At 46.1% G+C, this 21,055-nt stretch carries 16 protein-coding genes; 8 read left to right on the forward strand and 8 right to left on the reverse strand.

Annotation, left to right across the window (positions count from 1 at the left end; translation table 11 throughout):
- Positions 1-3 precede the first annotated feature (3 nt).
- Entirely contained in the window at positions 4-249 is a 246-nt protein-coding gene (locus tag AC1RJL_RS00955) for a hypothetical protein (protein ID WP_492910868.1), read from the reverse strand.
- A 201-nt stretch (positions 250-450) separates the two neighbouring features.
- On the reverse strand, positions 451-1,506 hold the full coding sequence (locus tag AC1RJL_RS00960; RefSeq protein WP_492910869.1) for an arabinan endo-1,5-alpha-L-arabinosidase: 1,056 nt from the start codon (positions 1,504-1,506) through the stop codon (positions 451-453).
- A gap of 131 nt (positions 1,507-1,637) precedes the next feature.
- Between AC1RJL_RS00960 and AC1RJL_RS00965 the strand changes: the two genes are divergently transcribed.
- Positions 1,638-2,672: a glycoside hydrolase family 43 protein gene (locus AC1RJL_RS00965; RefSeq protein ID WP_492910870.1), complete on the forward strand. Its 1,035-nt coding sequence runs from the start codon at positions 1,638-1,640 to the stop codon at positions 2,670-2,672.
- A gap of 46 nt (positions 2,673-2,718) precedes the next feature.
- Positions 2,719-3,798: an aldose epimerase family protein gene (locus AC1RJL_RS00970; protein WP_492910871.1), complete on the forward strand. Its 1,080-nt coding sequence runs from the start codon at positions 2,719-2,721 to the stop codon at positions 3,796-3,798.
- Positions 3,799-4,052: 254 nt separating this feature from the next.
- Here AC1RJL_RS00970 and AC1RJL_RS00975 read toward each other — a convergent pair whose 3' ends face one another.
- Positions 4,053-4,244 (reverse strand): Thivi_2564 family membrane protein, encoded by a 192-nt coding sequence (locus AC1RJL_RS00975; RefSeq protein WP_492910872.1) that lies wholly within the window; start codon positions 4,242-4,244, stop codon positions 4,053-4,055.
- 258 nt (positions 4,245-4,502) lie between these two features.
- Here AC1RJL_RS00975 and AC1RJL_RS00980 point away from each other — a divergent pair, with 258 nt between their 5' ends.
- The 4 genes from AC1RJL_RS00980 (at position 4,503) to AC1RJL_RS00995 (ending at position 12,293) form a co-directional block, all read left to right on the forward strand.
- A complete protein-coding gene (locus AC1RJL_RS00980) occupies positions 4,503-5,867 on the forward strand; it encodes a family 43 glycosylhydrolase (RefSeq protein WP_492910873.1) in 1,365 nt (454 codons plus the stop codon).
- A 474-nt stretch (positions 5,868-6,341) separates the two neighbouring features.
- Positions 6,342-8,276 (forward strand): family 43 glycosylhydrolase, encoded by a 1,935-nt coding sequence (locus AC1RJL_RS00985; RefSeq protein ID WP_492910874.1) that lies wholly within the window; start codon positions 6,342-6,344, stop codon positions 8,274-8,276.
- Between the two features lie 293 nt (positions 8,277-8,569).
- Complete coding sequence (locus AC1RJL_RS00990) at positions 8,570-9,730, forward strand: helix-turn-helix domain-containing protein (protein WP_492910875.1); 1,161 nt, start codon at positions 8,570-8,572, stop codon at positions 9,728-9,730.
- 370 nt (positions 9,731-10,100) lie between these two features.
- Complete coding sequence (locus tag AC1RJL_RS00995) at positions 10,101-12,293, forward strand: glucuronyl esterase domain-containing protein (protein WP_492910876.1); 2,193 nt, start codon at positions 10,101-10,103, stop codon at positions 12,291-12,293.
- Positions 12,294-12,422: 129 nt separating this feature from the next.
- On the opposite strand, the gene AC1RJL_RS01000 is transcribed toward AC1RJL_RS00995, so the two are convergent.
- Positions 12,423-13,451, reverse strand: coding sequence for a methionine synthase (locus AC1RJL_RS01000; RefSeq protein ID WP_492910877.1), 1,029 nt, complete (start codon positions 13,449-13,451; stop codon positions 12,423-12,425).
- A gap of 46 nt (positions 13,452-13,497) precedes the next feature.
- Positions 13,498-14,481, reverse strand: coding sequence for a DUF1852 domain-containing protein (locus AC1RJL_RS01005; RefSeq protein ID WP_492910878.1), 984 nt, complete (start codon positions 14,479-14,481; stop codon positions 13,498-13,500).
- A gap of 521 nt (positions 14,482-15,002) precedes the next feature.
- Here AC1RJL_RS01005 and AC1RJL_RS01010 point away from each other — a divergent pair.
- Complete coding sequence (locus AC1RJL_RS01010) at positions 15,003-15,944, forward strand: SDR family oxidoreductase (protein ID WP_492910879.1); 942 nt, start codon at positions 15,003-15,005, stop codon at positions 15,942-15,944.
- Positions 15,945-15,946: 2 nt separating this feature from the next.
- A complete protein-coding gene (locus AC1RJL_RS01015) occupies positions 15,947-16,315 on the forward strand; it encodes a hypothetical protein (protein WP_492910880.1) in 369 nt (122 codons plus the stop codon).
- Between the two features lie 199 nt (positions 16,316-16,514).
- On the opposite strand, the gene AC1RJL_RS01020 is transcribed toward AC1RJL_RS01015, so the two are convergent.
- From AC1RJL_RS01020 to AC1RJL_RS01030, 3 genes are all read right to left on the reverse strand, one after another.
- Positions 16,515-17,117 carry a TetR/AcrR family transcriptional regulator gene (locus AC1RJL_RS01020; RefSeq protein WP_492910881.1) on the reverse strand — a complete coding sequence of 201 codons (603 nt, stop codon included), beginning with the start codon at positions 17,115-17,117 and terminating at the stop codon, positions 16,515-16,517.
- Positions 17,118-17,184: 67 nt separating this feature from the next.
- Positions 17,185-17,895, reverse strand: coding sequence for a FadR/GntR family transcriptional regulator (locus tag AC1RJL_RS01025; protein ID WP_492910882.1), 711 nt, complete (start codon positions 17,893-17,895; stop codon positions 17,185-17,187).
- A gap of 105 nt (positions 17,896-18,000) precedes the next feature.
- A complete protein-coding gene (locus AC1RJL_RS01030) occupies positions 18,001-20,808 on the reverse strand; it encodes an EAL domain-containing protein (RefSeq protein WP_492910883.1) in 2,808 nt (935 codons plus the stop codon).
- Positions 20,809-21,055: the final 247 nt, after the last annotated feature.

Raw genomic sequence — 21,055 nt, forward strand, 5'->3', positions numbered from 1 at the left:
AATCTAATGCTGTTGCCTTCGCGCCATAAGTTCAACGACCGGGTCAGCAGAATTTAATTTTGCATCAATTAAATCGGCTTGCGCGCGGACTTGATGCAGGAGTGAAATGAGTAAACGTACATCGTCGTACATTTCGCCATGAGTTTCATTGCTTAAGCGGCGCCCCATTTCCTGCGCCAGCCGTAACAGCTCAGCCAGTTCACGTGCGGTTTCGCCTTGTTCTTCGCGTAAAAGCTCTTCTCTGGACATATTACATCTCCGTTAAAAAATAATATTCCCTTACCGGTTTAATAGGGATTATTACAGCCTAGTCGTCCTGGATTTTTTAAACAAAGAGTTATTTCTAATAAACCGGGCTACTTATAATCAATAAGTTATGAAAACCGGGGAGTTTTGTCTGTGGTTTTTCACACTTATTCCTTTAAGTGTGGTTAATATTTTTACTCATAATTATTTCAAGTGTTTACTTTTATAGGTATCCAATTCTTTTGGATCAACGCCAGGCCAGCTGTCTTTGTCCCAATTGATATTCAGTATCTTGAGTTTTTGCAGATACTTGTCTGCCGTTTCATAGGCATGCAACACGAGATAATCTTTCCCATCCCAGGTGTATGCGCTGTTATGGCCGAGGCCGACCCAATTTTTATTGCCTTGAATCAACAAGCTGCCGCCACCTTCATTCATATCTTTTCCATTTTTATCTAGATAGGGGCCAGTTGCACTTTTGGATCTGCCCACCACCAAATGGTAGGTTGAGTCAGCGCCTTTGCAGCAGAGTCCCCAGGACGCAAATAAATAGTAGTAGTCGCCTTTGCGTAAAATAAACGGAGCTTCAATTTGTGCGGGGCGCGCATCAGTATCGGGAACTAAAATCGACCGCTCGCGTTTTGCGATGCTGTGCCACACCTGCGGTTCAGCTGGACGAGTCCAGTCAGCATTGAGTTTGAACATTTTCAGTCCGCCCCAGAAGGAGCCAAAACTCATCCAGCCCACGCCCTGTTCATCGACAACAATAGCGGGGTCAATTGCATTCCATAAATCGCGATTGGGAACTGACTGGATCACTATGCCTTTATCTTCCCAGCGATAATCCGGTGATTTTGGATTCAAGGTTTTATTTACCGTCACACCAATCGCTGAAGTGTTTTTACCAAAGGCAGATACGGAGTAATACAAATAAAATTGGTTGTTGTGAAAGTAGATGTCCGGCGCCCAGAGGTGGCCGTCAAAACTGGGCGCGATAGATTTTGCCCAGGTCGGTTCAGTTGCAAAGGCGCGATCAGAGTAGCGCCAATTTACGCGGTCTTTGGAACTGTAAATGGTGATGCCGGGGCCAGTGCTGAATAGATACCAGGTATCTCCTTCGCGGGTTATAACCGGGTCGTGCACATCGACTTGTTTGGCGCTGATAAAAGGCGCGATCAGCACCGAAACCAAGGCAAATATCAATTTTGCTAATCGCTGGCGCGTGGCCAGGAATGGAGTGTTATTCGGGGTGAATTGCATGACTATCTCTCATATTAGTCTAACTCTTAAGAATATGTAATATAATATTAATCTATAGGGAATAACAGTTAACCGATGTAAAGCTGACCCGATGTCATTCTGGATTAACAGCACCAATCTGAGGTAAGACCATGAAGTTAGTACCCAGTGTAGTAACCCTGATCCTGACCGGAGCATTAGTCGCCTGTGGCAATAATGCAGATACGCCGTCGCACAATAACCGGAAAGCTGCCGCAACTGCGCCTGAACCGCTAATCGCACAGCGCGCTGATCCATTTATCCATCGCACACCTGCGGGACATTATTATTTTATTGCCACCGCGCCGGAATTTGACCGCATTGAATTGCGCAGTGCCGATTCACTCGCAGGATTAAAAACGGCACAGGTGAAAGTGGTCTGGCGTAAACATGCAACCGGCACGATGGGCGCAAATATTTGGGCACCGGAACTGCATTATTTTGATAACACCTGGTACATCTATTTTGCGGCTGCCGATGCAGAACAGCCCTGGCTGATCCGTATGTATGTACTGGCCAATGAATCACCTGATCCAATGATTGGCGAATGGAAAGAATTGGGCCGGGTGAAAACCGCGCGCGATTCCTTTTCGCTCGATGCGACCAGTTTTGAGCACAAAGGCCAGCGCTATCTGGTATGGGCACAAAAAGATCCGGAAGAAAAATTCAATTCCGCACTCTATATCGCTACCTTAATTTCGCCGACCCAGGTTGGTGAAATCGAAACTGAAATTTCACGGCCGGAACTGGATTGGGAAATTCAGGGCTACAAAGTGAATGAAGGTGCAGCGGTGATCGCACGTAACGATAAAATTTTTATCAGCTACTCTGGCAGCGCTACGGATCATCGCTATGCGATGGGTTTGCTCTGGGCAGAGGCCGATAGCAATTTGCTTGAGGCTGCCTCATGGCGCAAATTGCCAGGGCCGGTTTTTGCGAGCAATCCGGAATTGAAACGCTATGGCCCAGGCCACAATAGTTTCACTCTGGGTGATGATGGTCAAATTGACATTATGCTATATCATGCACGCGATTATTTAGCGTTGCAGGGCTCTCCGCTCACTGACCCCAATCGCCATACCTATATTCGCCGCCTCAACTGGACGAGTGATGGCTTTCCGGATTTTGGCCAGGACAGGCCTGATTAAACTCACTTTTTATTTTCAGACATTAACGCGCGAGAACTAACCAGTAATGACAACTACAGCGGCAATTACCCAAACATTATTCGGCACCACCCCGGCGGGCGAGGCAGTCACGGAATTTACCTTGACCAACAAACAAGGCAGCAGCATAAAAATTATTACCCTCGGCGGCATTATCACCGAGTGGTACATGCGCGATAAAAACGGCACGCTTGCTGATGTGGTATTGGGATTTGATACCCTCGCACCTTATCTTGATGCCGGTCCTTATTTCGGTGCGCTAATTGGTCGTGTTGGCAACCGCATCGCTAATGCCCAATTCACGTTAGATGGCAAAACCTATCAATTGACCGCCAATAATGGTGCCAATAATTTGCATGGTGGGCCAATCGGTTTTGATAAAAAAGTCTGGGGTGCGACGACGGCAGAAAATGCGAAGGGCCCCATCTTAAGATTGCATTTATTGAGCGAAGATGGTGATCAGGGTTTCCCCGGCAATTTGGATGTAACCGTCACTTATCAATTCACGCATAACGACGAGTTAATTGTTGATTATCTTGCGACCACAGACAAAGCCACACCGGTTAACCTTACCCAACACTGCTATTTCAATTTAGCAGCCTGTAGTCGAGAGAGCAGTGGCGATATTCTCAGCCATAAAATACAAATTAATGCTGATTACATCAATGCAGTGGATGATGCACAAATCCCGATGGGCGAGCCTATGCCGGTAGCCAATACCCCATTTGATTTTCGCAGTCCGCGTTTGATCGGTGAATTAATTAACGCTGATCATGAGCAAATCAAAAACGGTGTTGGCTACGACCACAATTTTTTGCTCAATCAAAAAATCTACAAAGAATTATTTCTGGCTGCGCGCGTAGAGGAAGAGAGCAGTGGTCGCGTATTGGAAGTGTTCACTGAAGAACCCGGTGTACAATTCTATTCCGGCAATTTTCTGGATGGTTCATTAACCGGCAAAGGCATTAACTACAAACAGCGCACTGGGTTTTGTTTAGAGCCACAACACGCTCCGGATTCAATCAACCAACCGCAGTTCCCATCCATTGTGTTGCGTCCCGGTAAGGAATATAAGACTCGCACGGTGTTTAAGTTGTCGGTGCAGTGAGTCGTACGACTAAATAGAATGTTCTGCGGCTTTAAAGATGGGAGCGTGCGTCTCAGTAATCGATAAAAGTTACATAAGATAGAATATCGCGAGACTTGCCCATCCGCCGTTAATAATCGTTTGCATAGGAACCTCGTCTTTTGAATAGGTGGACTAATGTTAGTCCATTGCTGGCGAGTTATGTAACCAAGGTTAAGTAATAAAAAAAGCCCCGCTTTCCAACGAAAGCGGGGCTTTTTTACGCGTTAATCCGGCTAGAGACTAAGTCGCGGTAAGTAGCCGCCGGGAAGAATCCCGAATACTGATAGAACAATGATAATAAGTAAAATGATGAATAGCACCCGCACGATTTGTGCGACCGGCGCAGGTAAGGGGAGCAGGGAAACGAGCCACCAGATAAGGCCGAATACAACGAGATAGACGATCAGGTTAATAATAAGATCCATATTTTTCTCCTTTATATATTGCGTGGCATGCTAATTATTGGCAATTACAGCTAGGCCGTTATGTCAGTTGCAGCATAAAGGGTAGGAATTCCGGAGGCGGTGCGTTAGCACACAGAAGGTTTATATGGCCGCCAACTGTAAAGATTCCCAAAAAGCCTTGGCCTGATTGTTTATTTCCGGGTAAAATTAATTGTATGATAATATTAATACATTATCAGTCACCACCCTCCTGCTAACAATAACGAACAGGTGATCACTATGTACAAGCGTTTATTGGCCGGTATCGGCCTATGGCTCTGCAGTTTGGCGGCTTCGGCCATTACCCTTTCCGGATTAATCAACTCCCACGATCCGGGCGCTATCACCAAAGATGGCAATACCTATTTCCATTTCACTACCGGCACCGGGATCTGGTATTCCACATCGACCAACCTGACCACCTGGACTGGCGGGCCAAGCCCGGTGTTCAGTTCATATCCCTCCTGGATTTATAACAAGATCCCCAATTTCGGTGGCTCATTCTGGGCGCCGGACATCATCCATATGAATGGCTACTACTACCTCTACTATTCGGTGTCCACTTTTGGTTCGTCGAATTCGGCAATCGGTGTAGTGCGTTCTGAATCGCTGACTTCACCGGGCTGGCAGGATCTGGGGATTGTGGTGGAGTCTTACGGCGGCAGTTCGGAAATCAATGCAATTGATCCGGCGTTGTATCGCGATCACGACGGCAAAGTGTATATGAGCTACGGCTCATTCTTTGGGGGCATTGGTTTGGCGGAGATCAATCAAGCCACTGGCAAATTAAATGGCAGTGTGACCAAAATTTACGGCGGCAATCACGCCGATATTGAAGCGCCTTACATTACACGCAATGGTGATTATTATTATTTGTTCATTAATCGCGGCGCATGTTGTAACGGTGCGAGCAGCACTTACTATGTGCAAGTGGCGCGCTCGACTTCTGTCTACGGCCCTTATACTGATGTGCGCACATTGCTGCCCAACACCGACGGCAAATACAAAGGTCCCGGCCATATTGGCGTGTTGAAACAAGACGGCTGCAATTACGTATCGACTCACTATTACGACTTAAATGATAACGGTGCAGCGAAACTCGATATTTTAAAAATGACTTACAGCAATGGCTGGCCGACATTAACGCGCAGTTTTTCGGTGGCGAGTTGCGGTGGTGTAAGTGATGGTTTGTATCGTATTACTGCGCGTCATAGCGGTAAGGATTTATTACCCGCAGCAAAATCCAGCGCGAACGGCGCAATGATCCAGCAAGAAACCTGGAATTCGTACCGCGCACAACAGTGGTATGTAATTAACCAGGGCACCGGTTATTACAGCCTGATTAATGCGGCAAGTTTGAAAAGTTTGGATGTGTATAACAATGCCACCGCGGCGGGAGCCAACATTGCGCAGTGGGATTACTGGGGCGGAGCCGGGCAGAAGTGGAGCCTGGCCAGCAGCAGTGGTTATTACACCCTTAAATCACAATTGAGTAATTTGCCGTTGGATGTATTGAATTTGAGCACCGCGAATGGTGCGCAAATTATTCAATGGAATGCAACGGGTGCAACTAACCAGCAATTTAGTTTGACTCGTTTAAAGTAATAGTTGGAATGCAAAAACAGTGGTGCATTAAGCAGCACCGCTGCTTTTTATCTGGAATTTTAATAAAGTACGATGAAGTAATAATGAAAAATAGGCAATATTTTGATCGTTATCAGATTGATATCAAGCTTTTCGGCATACAGCACAAAAGCGCCGGAAGCGTTGGCGGGTCCAGATAAATAATTCACCGTAAGGGTATTTTCACCGAGCCAACTACATTGGCCTATAACGTCATGCGCGCGCATCAGCCGGTAATTCATGCATCTGCGTTGGGCTTGCAACTATCTACTGCTGATGTATCAGCGAATTAAAATTGAATTGCAATCACCTGGCACACGTGTGATACAACTCATCGGGCGATTGGAATACATCGCCCTGGAGTGCTAAAAGCCAACTGTTAATCCATGAGCAACACACGGCTGAAAATTGATATAGGGTGTAAAGAATTAAAAATGTAAATGTGAGAGCGAAATTATGAAAAAATTATTATCCCTGATCTTATTGCCCGTCATGTTAATCGGCTGCGGCAAAGAGACCGGATCGCCGACAAAAAAGGATGCCGCACCTGTAACACAAAGTGTGTCTGTCGCCACCGCCGAGCAGTTGGTGAATACTTTTACCAATCCGATTTTTCCCAACAGTGCTGACCCCTGGTTGGAATATTTTGATGGGAATTATTATTTAACAACCACTACCTGGACATCGCAATTGGTGATGCGCAAATCCCCCACCCTGGGTGGGCTGGCAACTGCTACTCCTATCAATATTTGGTCTGAAAGTGATTTAGGGCGCTGCTGTAATTTTTGGGCGTTTGAGTTCCATCGCCTGAAAACAGAAAAGGGGCATCGCTGGTACGTGATGTATACCTCGGGCATTGCGGAAAATCTTGATCGCCAACATTTGAGTGTGGTGGAAAGCCAGGGTGATGATCCGATGGGGCCATATACTTACAAAGGTTCGCCGATGCCGGAGATCTGGAATATCGACGGCAATTATCTTGAGCACAATGACCAGCTTTATCTGCTCTGGTCACAGTGGGTAGGCGATGAACAAACCATCTGGATTTCTAAAATGAGCAATCCCTGGACGGTTGAAGGTGAGCGGGTATTAATTGTTCGCCCGCAATATGAATGGGAATTTTCCGGCAGAAAAGTAAACGAAGGTCCAGAAATTTTAAAGCGCAATGGCAAAACGTTTATGGTGTATTCCGCCAGCTATTGCAACACACCGGATTACAAATTGGGGTTAATTGAATTGGTCGGTGATGATCCATTAAAAGTGGATTCATGGCATAAATTTGATAAACCGGTATTCAGCAGAGGCAACGGCGTTTTCGGTCCCGGTCACAATGGCTTTTTTAAATCACCGGATGCTACTGAAGATTGGTTGATCTATCACGGTAATGCGAGTGAGTTGGAAGGTTGCAGCAGCACGCGCTCAGTGCGCGCACAAAAATTTACCTGGAATGCGGATGATACCCCAAATTTCGGTGAGCCGGTTTCAGCTGGGGTTCCGGTTGAATCGCCTGCGGGTGAAAATGGCCCGCTAGTAACAAAAGTGCAGGGCACCAAAGTACAGCTGGTGAGCAAGGCAAATGAAAAATGTGTTGTGTTAGATACGGGCGGAAAAATTATTGAAGCCGCCTGTGACGCCGCACAATCGCAATGGACCCTGGATTACACCACCCAAGGCAATTATCGTTTGGTGAGTGACTCCGGCCTGTTCTTTGGCGAAGGTAATCAGCAGTGCGTTAACAGCACAGCTGGCGAATTAAATGCATCACCCTGGCACAACCAACACTGTCAGCAGTGGCAGTTGACGCCTTACCATCAAGGTTGGTTGACGATTGTAAATGCGCAATCGAAAAAAGAACTCGGTTTTGCTGATTGCAGCGAGCCGGAGTTGGATGCAGGAAAAAAATCAGTTGATGATATTCCTCTGTTGATCGAGAAAAAATCCGCCTGCGTGCAGTGGCGTATTCAACCCGTTGCCGATATTGCCCTTACCAGTGTTCAGAGCGGTAAGGCAGTAACTCCCGCTAATGGCGCAACAGCAGGCAGTGTGATCGAGCAAGTAGAATGGAAAAACCAGGATGCCCAACAGTGGAATTTTGTGCATGTTGATAATGGTTATTACAAGGTGCAGTCAAAAGCGAATCCGCAACTGTGCCTATCCGTAATCAGTAAATCCATTGTTCCCGGTGCAGGTGTAGAGTTGGCAGAATGCGGTGATGTCCATGCGCAATGGCAAGTGGATTATTTGAATGATGGCACCGTAAAAATTGCCAATCGCAAAAGTACCTTGCCGCTGGATCTTGCTAACTGTGGCGTGGCAGATCACACCGGTTTTGCACAGGGTCATTGGTTTAATACACCCTGTCAGAAATTTCAGTTAAAACCGATTAAATAATGATTAGCGTATGAATATATGCGCACTTCCGGCACTCGGCTGGGAGTGCGAATGTTCAGTCTTGCGGAATATGAATGAGGAAAGCACTGAAAAATACATTTTTCGCCATGTCCCCGAACCCTGATTTTTAGCATCTCCCTGGTTTTTAGTTTTATTTGACAATATATGCCAGTGAATGTATACAAGTGTACAAAATATCGAATTATAATAAATAACCTGCGATGTCCTTTGCTGGCATCTATGAAATTGGCTACTTCTGCCGGACATATGTATTCCAATCTGGTTTTTAATCAATGATAAAGTTTTACCGGAATGTTGCCATTGGATCATTAGTGATGATGGTCTTGACGACGTTCTTTTTTTATATCGGATATAAAAAATCCCATCTGACGGTGTCATTATTTCCGGGCCGCGATCAGGCTTTAGTGTGGAAAACGGCGATAGAGCCTGAACAACCAAAAGGGAAAACACAATTACTGCTAAGAAATGAGGTCGGCAATATAGAGTATGATTTTGTTCTTGATTCTGAACAACAATTTCCTTATACCCATTATTCCCTCTATTTTGTCGATGCCATCCACTCCTCGCTCCAGGTCGATCTGACACCCTATAAAGCAGTGTCTTTCAACATTATCTGCGATCCTAAAAATGTGCTGTTATTTACGGTGTTCAGCTTTGATGACAAGGTTACTGATCTAAAAAATCTGGTCACCCGCCGGGTATCTTCAACCGCTTTCACCTGCACCCAGAGCTGGACTAAGGTCACTATAGCGCTCGATGGTCTGGAGACTCCGCAGTGGTGGTTAGGTAAATACGGCTTTGATTACAGTGAGAAAGGTTATCCGCTACATAAAACCATGGGGTTTGCCTGGGTTAATTCCTTGCAAAGCCCTGTTAACACCCCTTCCAATGTAAAACTAACCGACATCCAGTTATCGGGTTCTGAGCCTCGCTATATTTATGGGGCCAGTGTTATTAGTGTGGGTTTATGGATGCTATTTTTTGTATGGCAATTGCGCCGTTATGCGCGGGTATTGACACTGGAAATCAGAGCGCGGATTAAGGACGACCAACCGCTGATGGCCTACAAAAAGCTATTTATTGAGCCGCAAAAGGATAAGGAAAAAGATGCGCTTTTGCGTTATATGGCGACGGAATATACCAATCATGATTTAAGTCTTGATGCAGCAATTTCGTCACTCAATATTAATCGCAATAAAATTAATGACATTTTAAAAGAAGAGCTTGGCCTGACGTTCACTGCTTATTTAAACAAGTTGCGCCTGACGGAAGCCGCAAGGCTGTTAACAGAGAGCACCCATGTTAACGTCTCTGAAATCGCTTACGCTGTGGGGTATAACAACGTGCCTTACTTTAATAAATTGTTCAAACAAGAGTACGGGTGCGCGCCAAAAACCTTCAAAACCTTATATCAGTCAAAAGATCCGCTTTAATAAAGAAATCCGTTTTAATAAGGCGACCTGCCGTAATAAAGAGATTTGCTGTAATTTTATTGGCAAAAAATATTTTATAGGAATATCTTTCTTTCCGTGGCCTCGGTTACTAAATTCTCTGTAACTTTTCGCACCATAACTTTCATTTTTCGCATCTTGATAAGAGGTTGTGCGAAAAATGAAAATATTTCAGGTTAAACCTGTATATCTTCCTCGCCTCTCCACCCCTTAATTGCGGGTACGCTAGCTGCATAACAATAATGTTGGTTTTGCTCAAATCCTCACATCTGATGTTCAGCGTTATACCAACACCTAATTGGCTGAAAAACTTTCTACTACTCCATCGTTACTCTTATCGGAGATTAAGATAATGCATAAATTAAAAATTTTTCCTGATCACATTACCCAGGTATTTAAACGAACTCGTCGTTTGGTTACTGCGGCGGCTTTGTTGGCAATGGCAGCGCAAGGGGCATCTGCCGCTTGTACCTATACCATTGATAACGAGTGGAACACGGGTTTTGTTGCCAGCATCACCATCAAAAATGATACGGGAGCAGCGGTCAATAATTGGAGCATCAATTGGAGTTATTCCGCCAATCGGATAACCAGCTCCTGGAATGCAAACCTCTCCGGTTCCAATCCTTACACCGCAACTAATTTGGGATGGAATGGCAGCATCGCTGCGGGTCAATCGGTGTCATTTGGCTTTCAGGGTAATAAAAATGGTGCTACCGCTGAACGTCCAACGATAAATGGTACGGTATGTAGTGGCGGCACTGTGTCGTCGGCGATCTCCTCCAGCGTTGCTCCCAGCTCAATACCAAGGAGTTCGGTTGCACCCAGTTCAGTCGCTCCCAGCTCGATTGCTATTATTTCCAGCAGCAGTTCGCGCTTATCTTCAAGTTCATTGCGTTCATCCAGCTCAAGTTCCAGTGTTTCAAATACGTCTGAGTTGGTATTAGCGATTAATTCTGGCGGCGGTAAAGTGAATTACAACGGTGTTGAGTACCAGGCTGACCGCTTTAATACCGGCGGCACAGCGAATAGCACCACCGACAATATCAGCAATGTTGCAGAAGATGCGTTGTTCCAAAGCGAACTCTACGGCACTTTCGGTTATGAAATCCCTGTAACTAATTCGACTTACACCATCGAGTTACATTTTGCTGAGATTTACCATACAACTGTTGGCAAACGTTCGTTCAATGTATCGGTTGAAGGTAAGCGTGAAATGTCTCAGGTCGATCTGTATTCGTTGATCGGCGCCGATGCCGCTTACACTTATACCGTGAATAATGTGCAGGTTACCGATGGCAAATTGAACATTAATCTGGAAACACTGGTGGATAATGCGACTCTGGCCGGTTTTGCAATTTACTCTTCAACTGGTGGAAAATTTGTTGAGCCTCCACCAGTAGATCCCGGTTCTGCCAGCAAGGAAAATGAAGGTGCTGATTGCGTATTGGGTACAGCGCCTGCTGCAACCAGCAATGCGAAACTTCCTGATCCGTTTAAAAAATATAACGGTGCGCGCATCACTTCCAAATCAGAATGGCGTTGCCAACGGCAGGAAATTTTGAAGCAAGTTGAAGCATCTATCTATGGTACAAAACCACCAAAACCTGAAAAGGTAACAGGGACTGTAAGCCGCACCCAAATTACCGTAAACGTTGAGCATCAAGGTAAAACGGCCAGCTTTACTGCCAGGGTAGAAATGCCAGCGAATACAAGCGGCGCAGTACCGGCGGTGGTAGTGCTGGGTGGTTTTGGTGGCGACACAGCAACTATCAAAGCGGAAGGTGCAGCCATCATTACCTACGATCCCTATGCTGTCGGTGCCGAGTCAGGAAGTCGCACCAATAAAACCGGCGCCTTCTACACGATTTACGGCAACAGAAGTACAACAGGATTATTGGCCGCATGGGGTTGGGGCGTGAGCCGTATCATCGACGTACTGGAACAATCCGGCGCAACAATATTGAAGCCCGATGCAATCGGTGTAACAGGTTGCTCACGCTTCGGTAAAGGCGCTTTCGCAATCGGCGCGCTGGATCAACGCATCGCCTTAACAATCCCGTTCGAATCCGGTAGCGGTGGCGTACCTATCTGGCGCGGTATTCCAGGCGAAGGTGCACAAAGCCCAGGCAGTGCTTATGGTGAAACCTATTGGTTGGGTGATGCATTCAACAATTACACGGCTGATACGAAAAGATTGCCGGTAGACACGCATCAAATCGTTGCGCTGGTTGCTCCGCGCGGACTGTACATTATGGACAACCCGCACATCGCCAACCTCGGGCCAAAATCAGCGCACGCTGCTGCATTAGCGGGCGCCGAAGTTTATAAAGCGCTGGGTGCAACCAGTTCGATCACTTACCATTCCAATGTGGCCAGTGGCTCCCACTGTGAGGTTCGTCCGGAACATAAAGCGCAGTTGCAAGCCAACATTAGACGTTTCCTGAAAAAGGAATCGGCTACAACGGGTGGTTTAAATGCGTATTCAAAAGCGACGAGCAGTTTGAACGAATGGGTGGATTGGACTACGCCGCTGTTGAACTAAATAGGTGTGGTGATTAAAGCGAAAAAAGCCAACATTGTTTACGCAATGTTGGCTTTTTGTTTTTTTGCATGGGCAAAGACAGTGAACCGAAGAAGGTAAGCCTACGGCGCATCATTATATCGGTTAGTACTAGGCCGATAGTTCTCTTCGGACAATTTCCGCCCCCGCACTTAAAGCATTTAGCTTGCCTCTTGCTACTCGACGAGATAGGGGCGTCATGCCACAGTTGGTACAAGGATAAAGTTTATCGGCATCTACAAACTGAAGTGCTTTTCGTAAAGTATTGGCAACTTCCTCTGGCGTCTCAATGGTATTGGTTGCCACGTCAATGGCCCCTACCATTACTTTTTTACCGCGAATGAGTTCAAGAAGATCCATTGGAACATGAGAGTTGTGACATTCCAGTGAGATTATATCGATAGTGGATTTTTGCAGCTTGGGAAAAATTTCTTCATATTGTCTCCACTCAGAACCCAGGGTTTTTTTCCAATCTGTATTGGCTTTGATGCCATAACCATAACAAATATGTACAGCAGTTTCACATTTAAGCCCTTCAATTGCTTTTTCTAAAGTAGCAATCCCCCAATCATTTACCTCATCAAAAAACACATTAAATGCGGGCTCATCAAATTGGATAATATCAACACCGGCAGCCTCTAATTCTTTGGCTTCCTGGTTGAGAATTTTGGCGAATTCCCAAGCCAGTTTTTCGCGACTTTTATAGTGGCTATCATAGAGCGTATCAATCATAGTCATGGGCCCAGGCAAAGCCCATTTAATGGGTTGCTTTGTTTGTTGACGTAAAAATTTGGCGTCTTCAACAAAAACCGGCTTTTGGCGAGACACATCGCCAACGACTGTCGGCACACTGGCATCATAGCGATCACGAATTCTAACGGTTTCACGCTGCTCAAAATCAACGCCGCTGAGGTGTTCAATAAACGTAGTGACAAAGTGTTGGCGCGATTGCTCGCCGTCACTGACAATATCAATACCGGCTTGTTGTTGTTCTTGCAATGACAAGCGTAACGCATCTTGTTTGCCATCAATTAATTCCTCACCTTGCAATTTCCAGGGTGACCAAAGCGTCTCAGGTTGTGCAAGCCAGGAGGGTTTGGGCAAGCTACCAGCAGTTGAAGTGGGTAATAATTTTTTCATAATAAGTGATCTTGTCTAAGTAAATGATCTTATGTAAGTTGGATAATTAAAGAGCGTAATTAGCAGACCATTGCTCAAGAATAGCTTGGTATGGTTTGATAAAGTGCTCCTCAACAAACTTCCCCTGCTCAATAGCCAGTCGGCTGCGTTCTTCTCGATCATAAACAATTCGAGTTAATGAATAATCCTGATGCTTCAAGCTTGGCTGATAGGATTTTCCTGCTGCAGAATTCGCATTATAAATCTCAGGTCGGTAAATCTTTTGAAAGGTATCCATCGTACTGATGGTGCTGATAAGCTCAAGATTAGTGTAATCGCTAAGCAAATCGCCGGAAAAATAAAAAGCCAAAGGCGCAACGCTATTTGGTGGCATGAAATAGCGAACCTTTAACCCCATTTTTTTGAAATATTCATCAGTTAAAGAATATTCATCTTGCTGGTATTCAGCACCCAATACAGGGTGCTGATTTTCAGTCCGATGATAGTGCTTGCTACTTGAAACACTCAGACATATAACAGGCGGTTTATTAAAATGATCTTGGTAAGCGCTTGAATTCACGAAACACTTAAATAGCTTTCCATGCAGATCCCCAAAATTATCCGGAGTGCTAAATTCAGATTGATTCTTATTGTGCCCCAGCAACAGCACACTAAAGTCATAATCCCGCACGTAAGAGGAAAAGTTATTCCCTACAATCCCCTCAATGCGCTCGTTGGTTTTTCGATCAAAAATATTCGGTTTCAATATTTCAATCAAGGGGAGGGCATTACTACTGTTTTCAACATCAATGTTCATCTCAACGGAAATGATTTCAAGTTCGACAGTATAGCGATCGCCTTTGGGATTATCCCAATGCGCCAATGCGTTGAAACGATTGTCAATCATCCTTAAAGTGTTGCGCAAGTTCTCTTGGCGGCTCGCTCCTCTAGCCAAATTAGCAAAGTTGGTAGTGATGCGTGTATTGTCTGAGGGATGATAATTTTCATCGAAACAAATGCTTTTGATGGTAAAGGTAAAGTCTTTATACATTGCGATCTTGCAACCTGATTCTGAGATAAAACCTGAATTGATTTCGTGCTCTGGACTTGCCAATTTTCTGGTTGGCTTTGTGCCTGATTGGCCTAATTAAGAGCAGGTGTGTTTTATACCCGAATCAATTTATGAATAAAAATGATCTTATTTCACAAAAACATGAGAAAAATTCATGATTTAGCGTAATCTAACGCCCTCATATGGAATTTGCCCGCGATATCGGACGCAACAACTTTGAAGCTGCGAATGCGTTTCATCTTACCCAGTCCGACTCATGTGCAGCTGAAATACAAAATCGGGCGGTCAAAGAGCATCTCGAATCGTTAGATGCAGGTCCTTGCCTAACAAAACCACATTGAAACCTATCGCTGACTGATCCAATAGCGCAATGCTCTGCAATCAGAGGCTTTAGATTGGCAAGTTGTTATTGGTGATTTTTGTCATATTCCAATTCGTTGTAAATTTACACTGAGTGCAATATTATATTTGCACTCAGTGTAAATTTATTGGATCTAACTATGACACCCTGGACCGCATCAGACATACCCTCTCAAATTGGTCGTTCAGCGATTGTTACCGGAACTGGAGGTCTTGGATTCGAAACTGCATTGGCACTGGCGAAGTCGGGTTGTGAGGTAATTCTTGCGGGTCGTAACCCGGATAAGGGAGCTGCTGCACTTGCGACAATACGTAGTAAAGTCCCTGATGCCAATCTCCATTTCGAATTACTCGACCTCGCGAATTTTGCGTCAATTAAGAATTTTGGCGAGCGGATGAACGCGCGTAGAGATAGCCTTAACCTGCTGATCAATAATGCTGGTGTTATGGTGCCACCTAAGCGTCAATCGACGGTGGACGGTGTTGAATTGCAGTTTGGTACAAATTATTTGGGGCATTTTTTATTGACCCAGCAGGTATTGCCACTTCTCCGTAAAGGAAAAGCTTCTAAAGTAGTAACGCTGTCAAGCATTGCGGCACGGAATGGTCAAATTAACTTTGATGATATTAATGCCCAGGCAAACTACGACCCCATGCGTGTCTATAGCCAATCGAAACTTGCCTGCCTGATGTTCGCTTTTGAGCTACAACGGAAAAGTGAAATTAACCATTGGGGAATTTCCAGCATTGCAGTGCATCCTGGTATTTCACGAACAAATCTATTGCACAACGCTCCCGGGCGCAGGAGTTTTATCGGCATAACACGATCTGCATTATGGTTCATGTTCCAACCTGCATCGCAAGGCGCGCTTCCAACACTCTTCGCAGCAACTTCTCAATCGGCTAGACCCGGAGGCTACTATGGTCCGGATAAATTAGGTGAGACGAGGGGCTTTCCAACAGAAGCCATGATACCCCCTCAGGCGATGGATATTCGTGCGAGCGAGCGTTTGTGGAGCGTCTCGGAAGAACTCATAAGTATGTCTGCACTGAAATACGCTTCAACACTCAAAGGTAATTGATCATGCATCAATATTTCATTTATTCGGCCTTTGGTTGGCTCGCTTTTAGTGGAACTATGCATTTCATTATTGATGTTGTTTCACAGCATTTACGAGGCAAACACGTTCCCGGTACAGAGACAACGTTATATTACGGATTGCATAGTGCTTTCTCTCTTGGCCAGGTGACGTTTGGCATTCTGGGCCTGTATTTGGCGAAGCGGAACCTACATCTCCTTATGGAAACGCCCATCATTCTTCTTTGTTTATTTTCTGGAATTGGATGGCTCGCAGTTACCTTTTATTTCATGGAGTATTGGGAACCTAAATTAGCGGTCAGCCTTTTTATTTTGTTAATACTCGCTACCTGGATAGTTAGAGTTCGCATTTAAACTCAAATTAAGCGACTATCGGAGCCAAACTCTAAAACAAATACGTGAGCAGCGGCATTTTCAACTTCCCGATAAGGAAGCAGAACTGCTGTGGAATAATCCTGGAGAATGGAGACCTGGCGACATACGCGGACGTCCTGAAAAAGGAATCCTGGTTCTTTTTTCTAAAAGTTTATCTAAATATGGCCGGAAAACGATTTTAAAACTCGGATCTCAAACTGCCGAAAGCATCCTGAAAAAAATCGGCCACCGGCTTTGTTGAGCCTGCCTGTTCCCTCCATGCCTGAAGCGCAACTCTCTGTGCCCCGATTGATACCACGGCGACCATCTGTAGCGCCGTACGGCGCTCGGGTTGCTGCCAAATTTCGCATAAGGTATTGAAGAGCGCCTTCTCCTGTTCCACGTAAAATATTTGCTTGCGTGCAAGGAGTGATTCGCTTGACATCATGAGATTATCGATGGCGGTCATCTGCTCGGTTGTATAGCGCGCTATGCGCTTCACCATCACATCCCGAACAGCATCGAGCGGTGGTACATCGGGAGATGTTTTAAGCAACTCCGCCATCAAGTGAGCCCAGTCGGCAGCTAATCCGAATAAGATGATGTCGTCTTTCGATTTGAAATATGAGAAGAAGGTGCGGCGTGAGATGCAGGCTTTTATGGCGATGGCATCCAGTGTGGTGCGTTCGTAGCCATCGGTAAGGAATAAACGTAATGCGGTCTCTGCGATGCGCTGACGTGTTTCGCGTCGTTTTCGCTCCCGCAAACCCTCCGGGCGCGTGGAAGGAATAGTTTCAGACATTTCAATGGCCTATTGCATGGCTGGCTGGGCATGCCATTTATTTTGAATTTTTAAAATAATAAAAATGTTATTTTTCTGCGGCAATTTCGTCTTCAATAAAATTTAACGCTTCATCAATCAGTGCGAGCATGGATTGTTTGGCGCGTTCGGGATTGCGATTTTTAATCGCGTTGAATACTTTTGAGTGATCTTCCACTACACCTTCATGGTTGCCCTTAATGGGATTGGTGTGGCTGATACTCACACGCAGCGCAGTGGAAATAAAATCGCGCAGGCGAATATAAAAGCGGTTGTTACTTGCATAGAGAATGCTGACGTGGAATGCGATATCCGCCTCCAGATCTTCTTTACTGTTGCCTTCCGCTTTGCGCATGCCTTCAAGCGCTTTTTCGATACTGTCCAGTTTGGTCTGGTCGGCGTAACGCGCGGCAAGTGCAGCAGCTTCGGGTTCGATAGCAATGCGGACTTGCAGAAATTCTTTCAGTACATGCAGCGACGGTTTGCTTTCCAACATCCAGCGCAGTAAATCCGGATCAAAAATATTCCACTGGTCTTCCGGCAGAATACGGATGCCCTGCCGTGGTTTACTGGAAATTAATCCTTTGGCGGAGAGCATTTTTACGGCTTCACGTACCGCACTACGGCTCACTCCAAATTTGTCACAAAGTTCTGCTTCGGTAGGTAGGCTGTCATTCGGAAATTCACCACAAATAATCGTGCGTCCCAGTTCTTGCACCATGCGTTGTGAAAGATTGAAGTTACGGTCGAGAAGCGCCATTGTTGTTATCGTCCAGGAAATACAAAAGATGAACGAAGATTAACGATTTATCGTTAATAATACAATCTGAGAATTGTCGGGGACAGGGAATGGCTGCGAGCGGATTTACATAATCCGGTGCAATCTTGTCCAGGCTTTGTCTGGCTTCCAGGTAGCGGCCCATTGAGGTAAATCCGTTGCAGGCATGGGGCGGGCGATGCCGTAGCCTTGGGCGAGTTCGCAGCCGAGCGGGATAAGTAATTCACCGTGGGCGACGGTCTCTACGCCTTCAGCGATAACCTTGCGATGGAACGCATTGGCCAGCCCGATTACCCCTTTCACAATTTCAAGATCATCCGGATCATCAAGCATATCGCGGATAAATGTCTGGTCAATTTTTAGCAATTCAGCGGGCAGTCGTTTGAGGTAGGTAAGTGATGAGTAGCCGGTGCCGAAATCATCGACCGCAAATTGCACGCCCAATGCACGACAGGAGCGCATTAATTCTGCTACTTCGGCGATATCTTTCAGCGCACTGGTCTCGACAATTTCCAGCTCTAAAAAATCAGGTGGTACATCCGGGTGCTGCGCTAATTGCGCTGCCAGGCGCGTAGCAAAATCACTTTGCTGTAATTGCAGTGCACCGACATTGACGCTGACGGGAATATTAATTCCCTGCGCGCGCCAGTGTGCAATTTGCCGCAATGCGTCATCGATGACCCAATCGCCCAGTTCAATACTGAGTGGATGATCTTCAATAACCGGTAAGAATGCAGCGGGCGATAACAAGCCGCGCTCCGGATGTTGCCAGCGCACCAATGCCTCGGCACCAATAATCTGCCCGGTGCGCATGTTGACTTTGGGTTGATAGAAGAGCACGAATTCTTTTCGATCGAGCGCGATGCGAATGTGTTCAATTGATTCGCGTTGGTTCTTGGTGGCAATATCTTTTGCGACATCAAACAAGTGAAAACAATTTTTACCCGCTTGCTTGGCGATATACATCGCTTGATCAGCATGGCGTAAGAGCTGGTCGGCATCGCCATTGTCCCGTGGGTAAACCGTTACCCCGATGCTCGCGGATACCTGCAAAAATTGGTGGTTAAGTAATACCGGTTCAGCGGCAACAGAGAGCAGTCGAATCAACACAGTTTCGTAATCCGCAGGTTTTTCCAACCCTATCATCACGACAATAAATTCATCGCCACCAATGCGCGCGATGGTATCGCCCTCGCGCAATACTTCTTTCAGGCGATGCGCAATGTTCACTAGCAATTGGTCTCCGGTATCGTGGCCGTGTTGGTCGTTGACTGCTTTAAATCCATCGAGGTCGAGGTAGACCACCGCCACCGAATCACCTTTGCGATGACTGTGCGCTACGGCTTGTTTCAAGCGGTCGGCGAGCAATACACGGTTGGGTAAACCGGTTAATGCATCGTAATGTGCAATATATTCGAGCTGGCGTTGGTGCTCTTTGATCGGTGTTATGTCGGTAAATAAATTGACATAATTTTGTGCAACACCGTGAATATCCTGCACTGCGCTGATAGTCATCATCGATGCAAAATGCTCACCATTTTTGCGTTTGTTCCAGATCTCGCCATGCCATTCGCCTCGGTTGATCAAATCGCGCCAGAGCGCATTATAGAATTCCGGTGTATGGCGACCGGATTGCAATACACGAGGATTTTTTCCGATAACTTCTTCGCGGCTGTAGCCGGTAATCTCGCTGAAGACATCGTTGGTTTCGATAATATTTCCCTGTGAGTCGGTAATTAAAATTCCCTCGCGCGCGTGGGTAAAAACACTTGCCGCCAAATGCAAGCGCACTTCAGCGCGCGATTGTTCAATCGCAAGGGATGTCAGGCGCGCTTCACTTTCAATCAAACGGATTTCCGCATCGGTGGGGTTGCGAATGTGTGCGTGATAAAGCGCAAAGGTACCCAATACTTTTCCCTGTGCCGAAAAAACCGGTTGCGACCAGCAGGAATAAATATTGGCGCGCATGGCTATTTCGCTGAACGTACTTGTCCAGGGGTGCTTGTGGACATTGTTAATAATGACGCGGTGTGCAAAAAAAGCCGCGCTGCCGCAAGCGCCCATGCCCTCGCCAATAGGTAGCCCGTCTATTGCATCCATAAAAAAATCGGGCAGGCCATGCGATGCACCTGCATGCAAATGTTTTTCATCACTATCAAGTAACATGATGCTACAAAAACTTCCAGGTAACAGAGTTTCAATATCCAGCGCGATAACCGCCAAAATTTCATCGAGCGCCACTTTGGCGAGCAACATTTCCAATATGCGATTGTGGTGATGGTGGCGTCGCTCGGCTTGCTTGCGTTCGCTAATATCCTGATAGATTCCGGTGAGGCGCACCACCTTGCCGTTTTCCATATGCGCTGTACAGGTAGTGCGTATATCGATTTTGCGACCTTTGAAGGTAAATTTTTCTACTTCAATATCGAACACTTCCCCGGTTTCCATTGCGCGCTTTAACGCTTGGGAAATTCGCTCGCGTGAATCGCTTGGATAAGCTGAGAAGCCTTCGTCGAGCGTGGGAGTATATTCTTCTGGTGTGGTGTCGTGGATGCGATAGGTTTCATCGGTCCAATAGATGGTACGTGTTGGCACATCCATTTCCACTCCACCGATTTTGGCGATGGATTGTGATGCATCCAGAATGCGTTTGCTTTTGCGCAACTCGTCCAACTGAGCGCGCTCAAGTGCTTCAAGTTCCGCCGATTGTTGTTTCAATGCTTGCAATTCTGCGCGCTGCAATTCCAGTGCAAGGCGATACACCTGGAGTTCGCGCTCGGCAGCTTGCACAGGCGTCAGTGCCGGTAGTGGTCCGGTGCGTAACGATTGCTTCTGCAATTGCTCCAGCGCACGACGATAGAGCTCCGAGTCATCAAATGAAAATTCAGGCGACATAATATGTGTTCAATCCTTCCGCAAAAAACTCCCGTGCGACTGCACTTGGGCGCTTGCAAAATATAGCAGTGAGGATAGCACCTGTCGAAGCTGTAAACGGCTCCAGCTCCTCAATAGATCAAAATGATCCAGCAATGAGATTAATACTGGTTTTTGTGGATAAGCGTGGGCTTTTTAATCGCTCCAAGCTGATTTTGATGAAAGCTAATAGCGTTTATTTGTACTGATGTAAATGACGGTAATTGCG

It is taken from the genome of Cellvibrio sp. GW822-FHT04B05 (assembly GCF_058800985.1).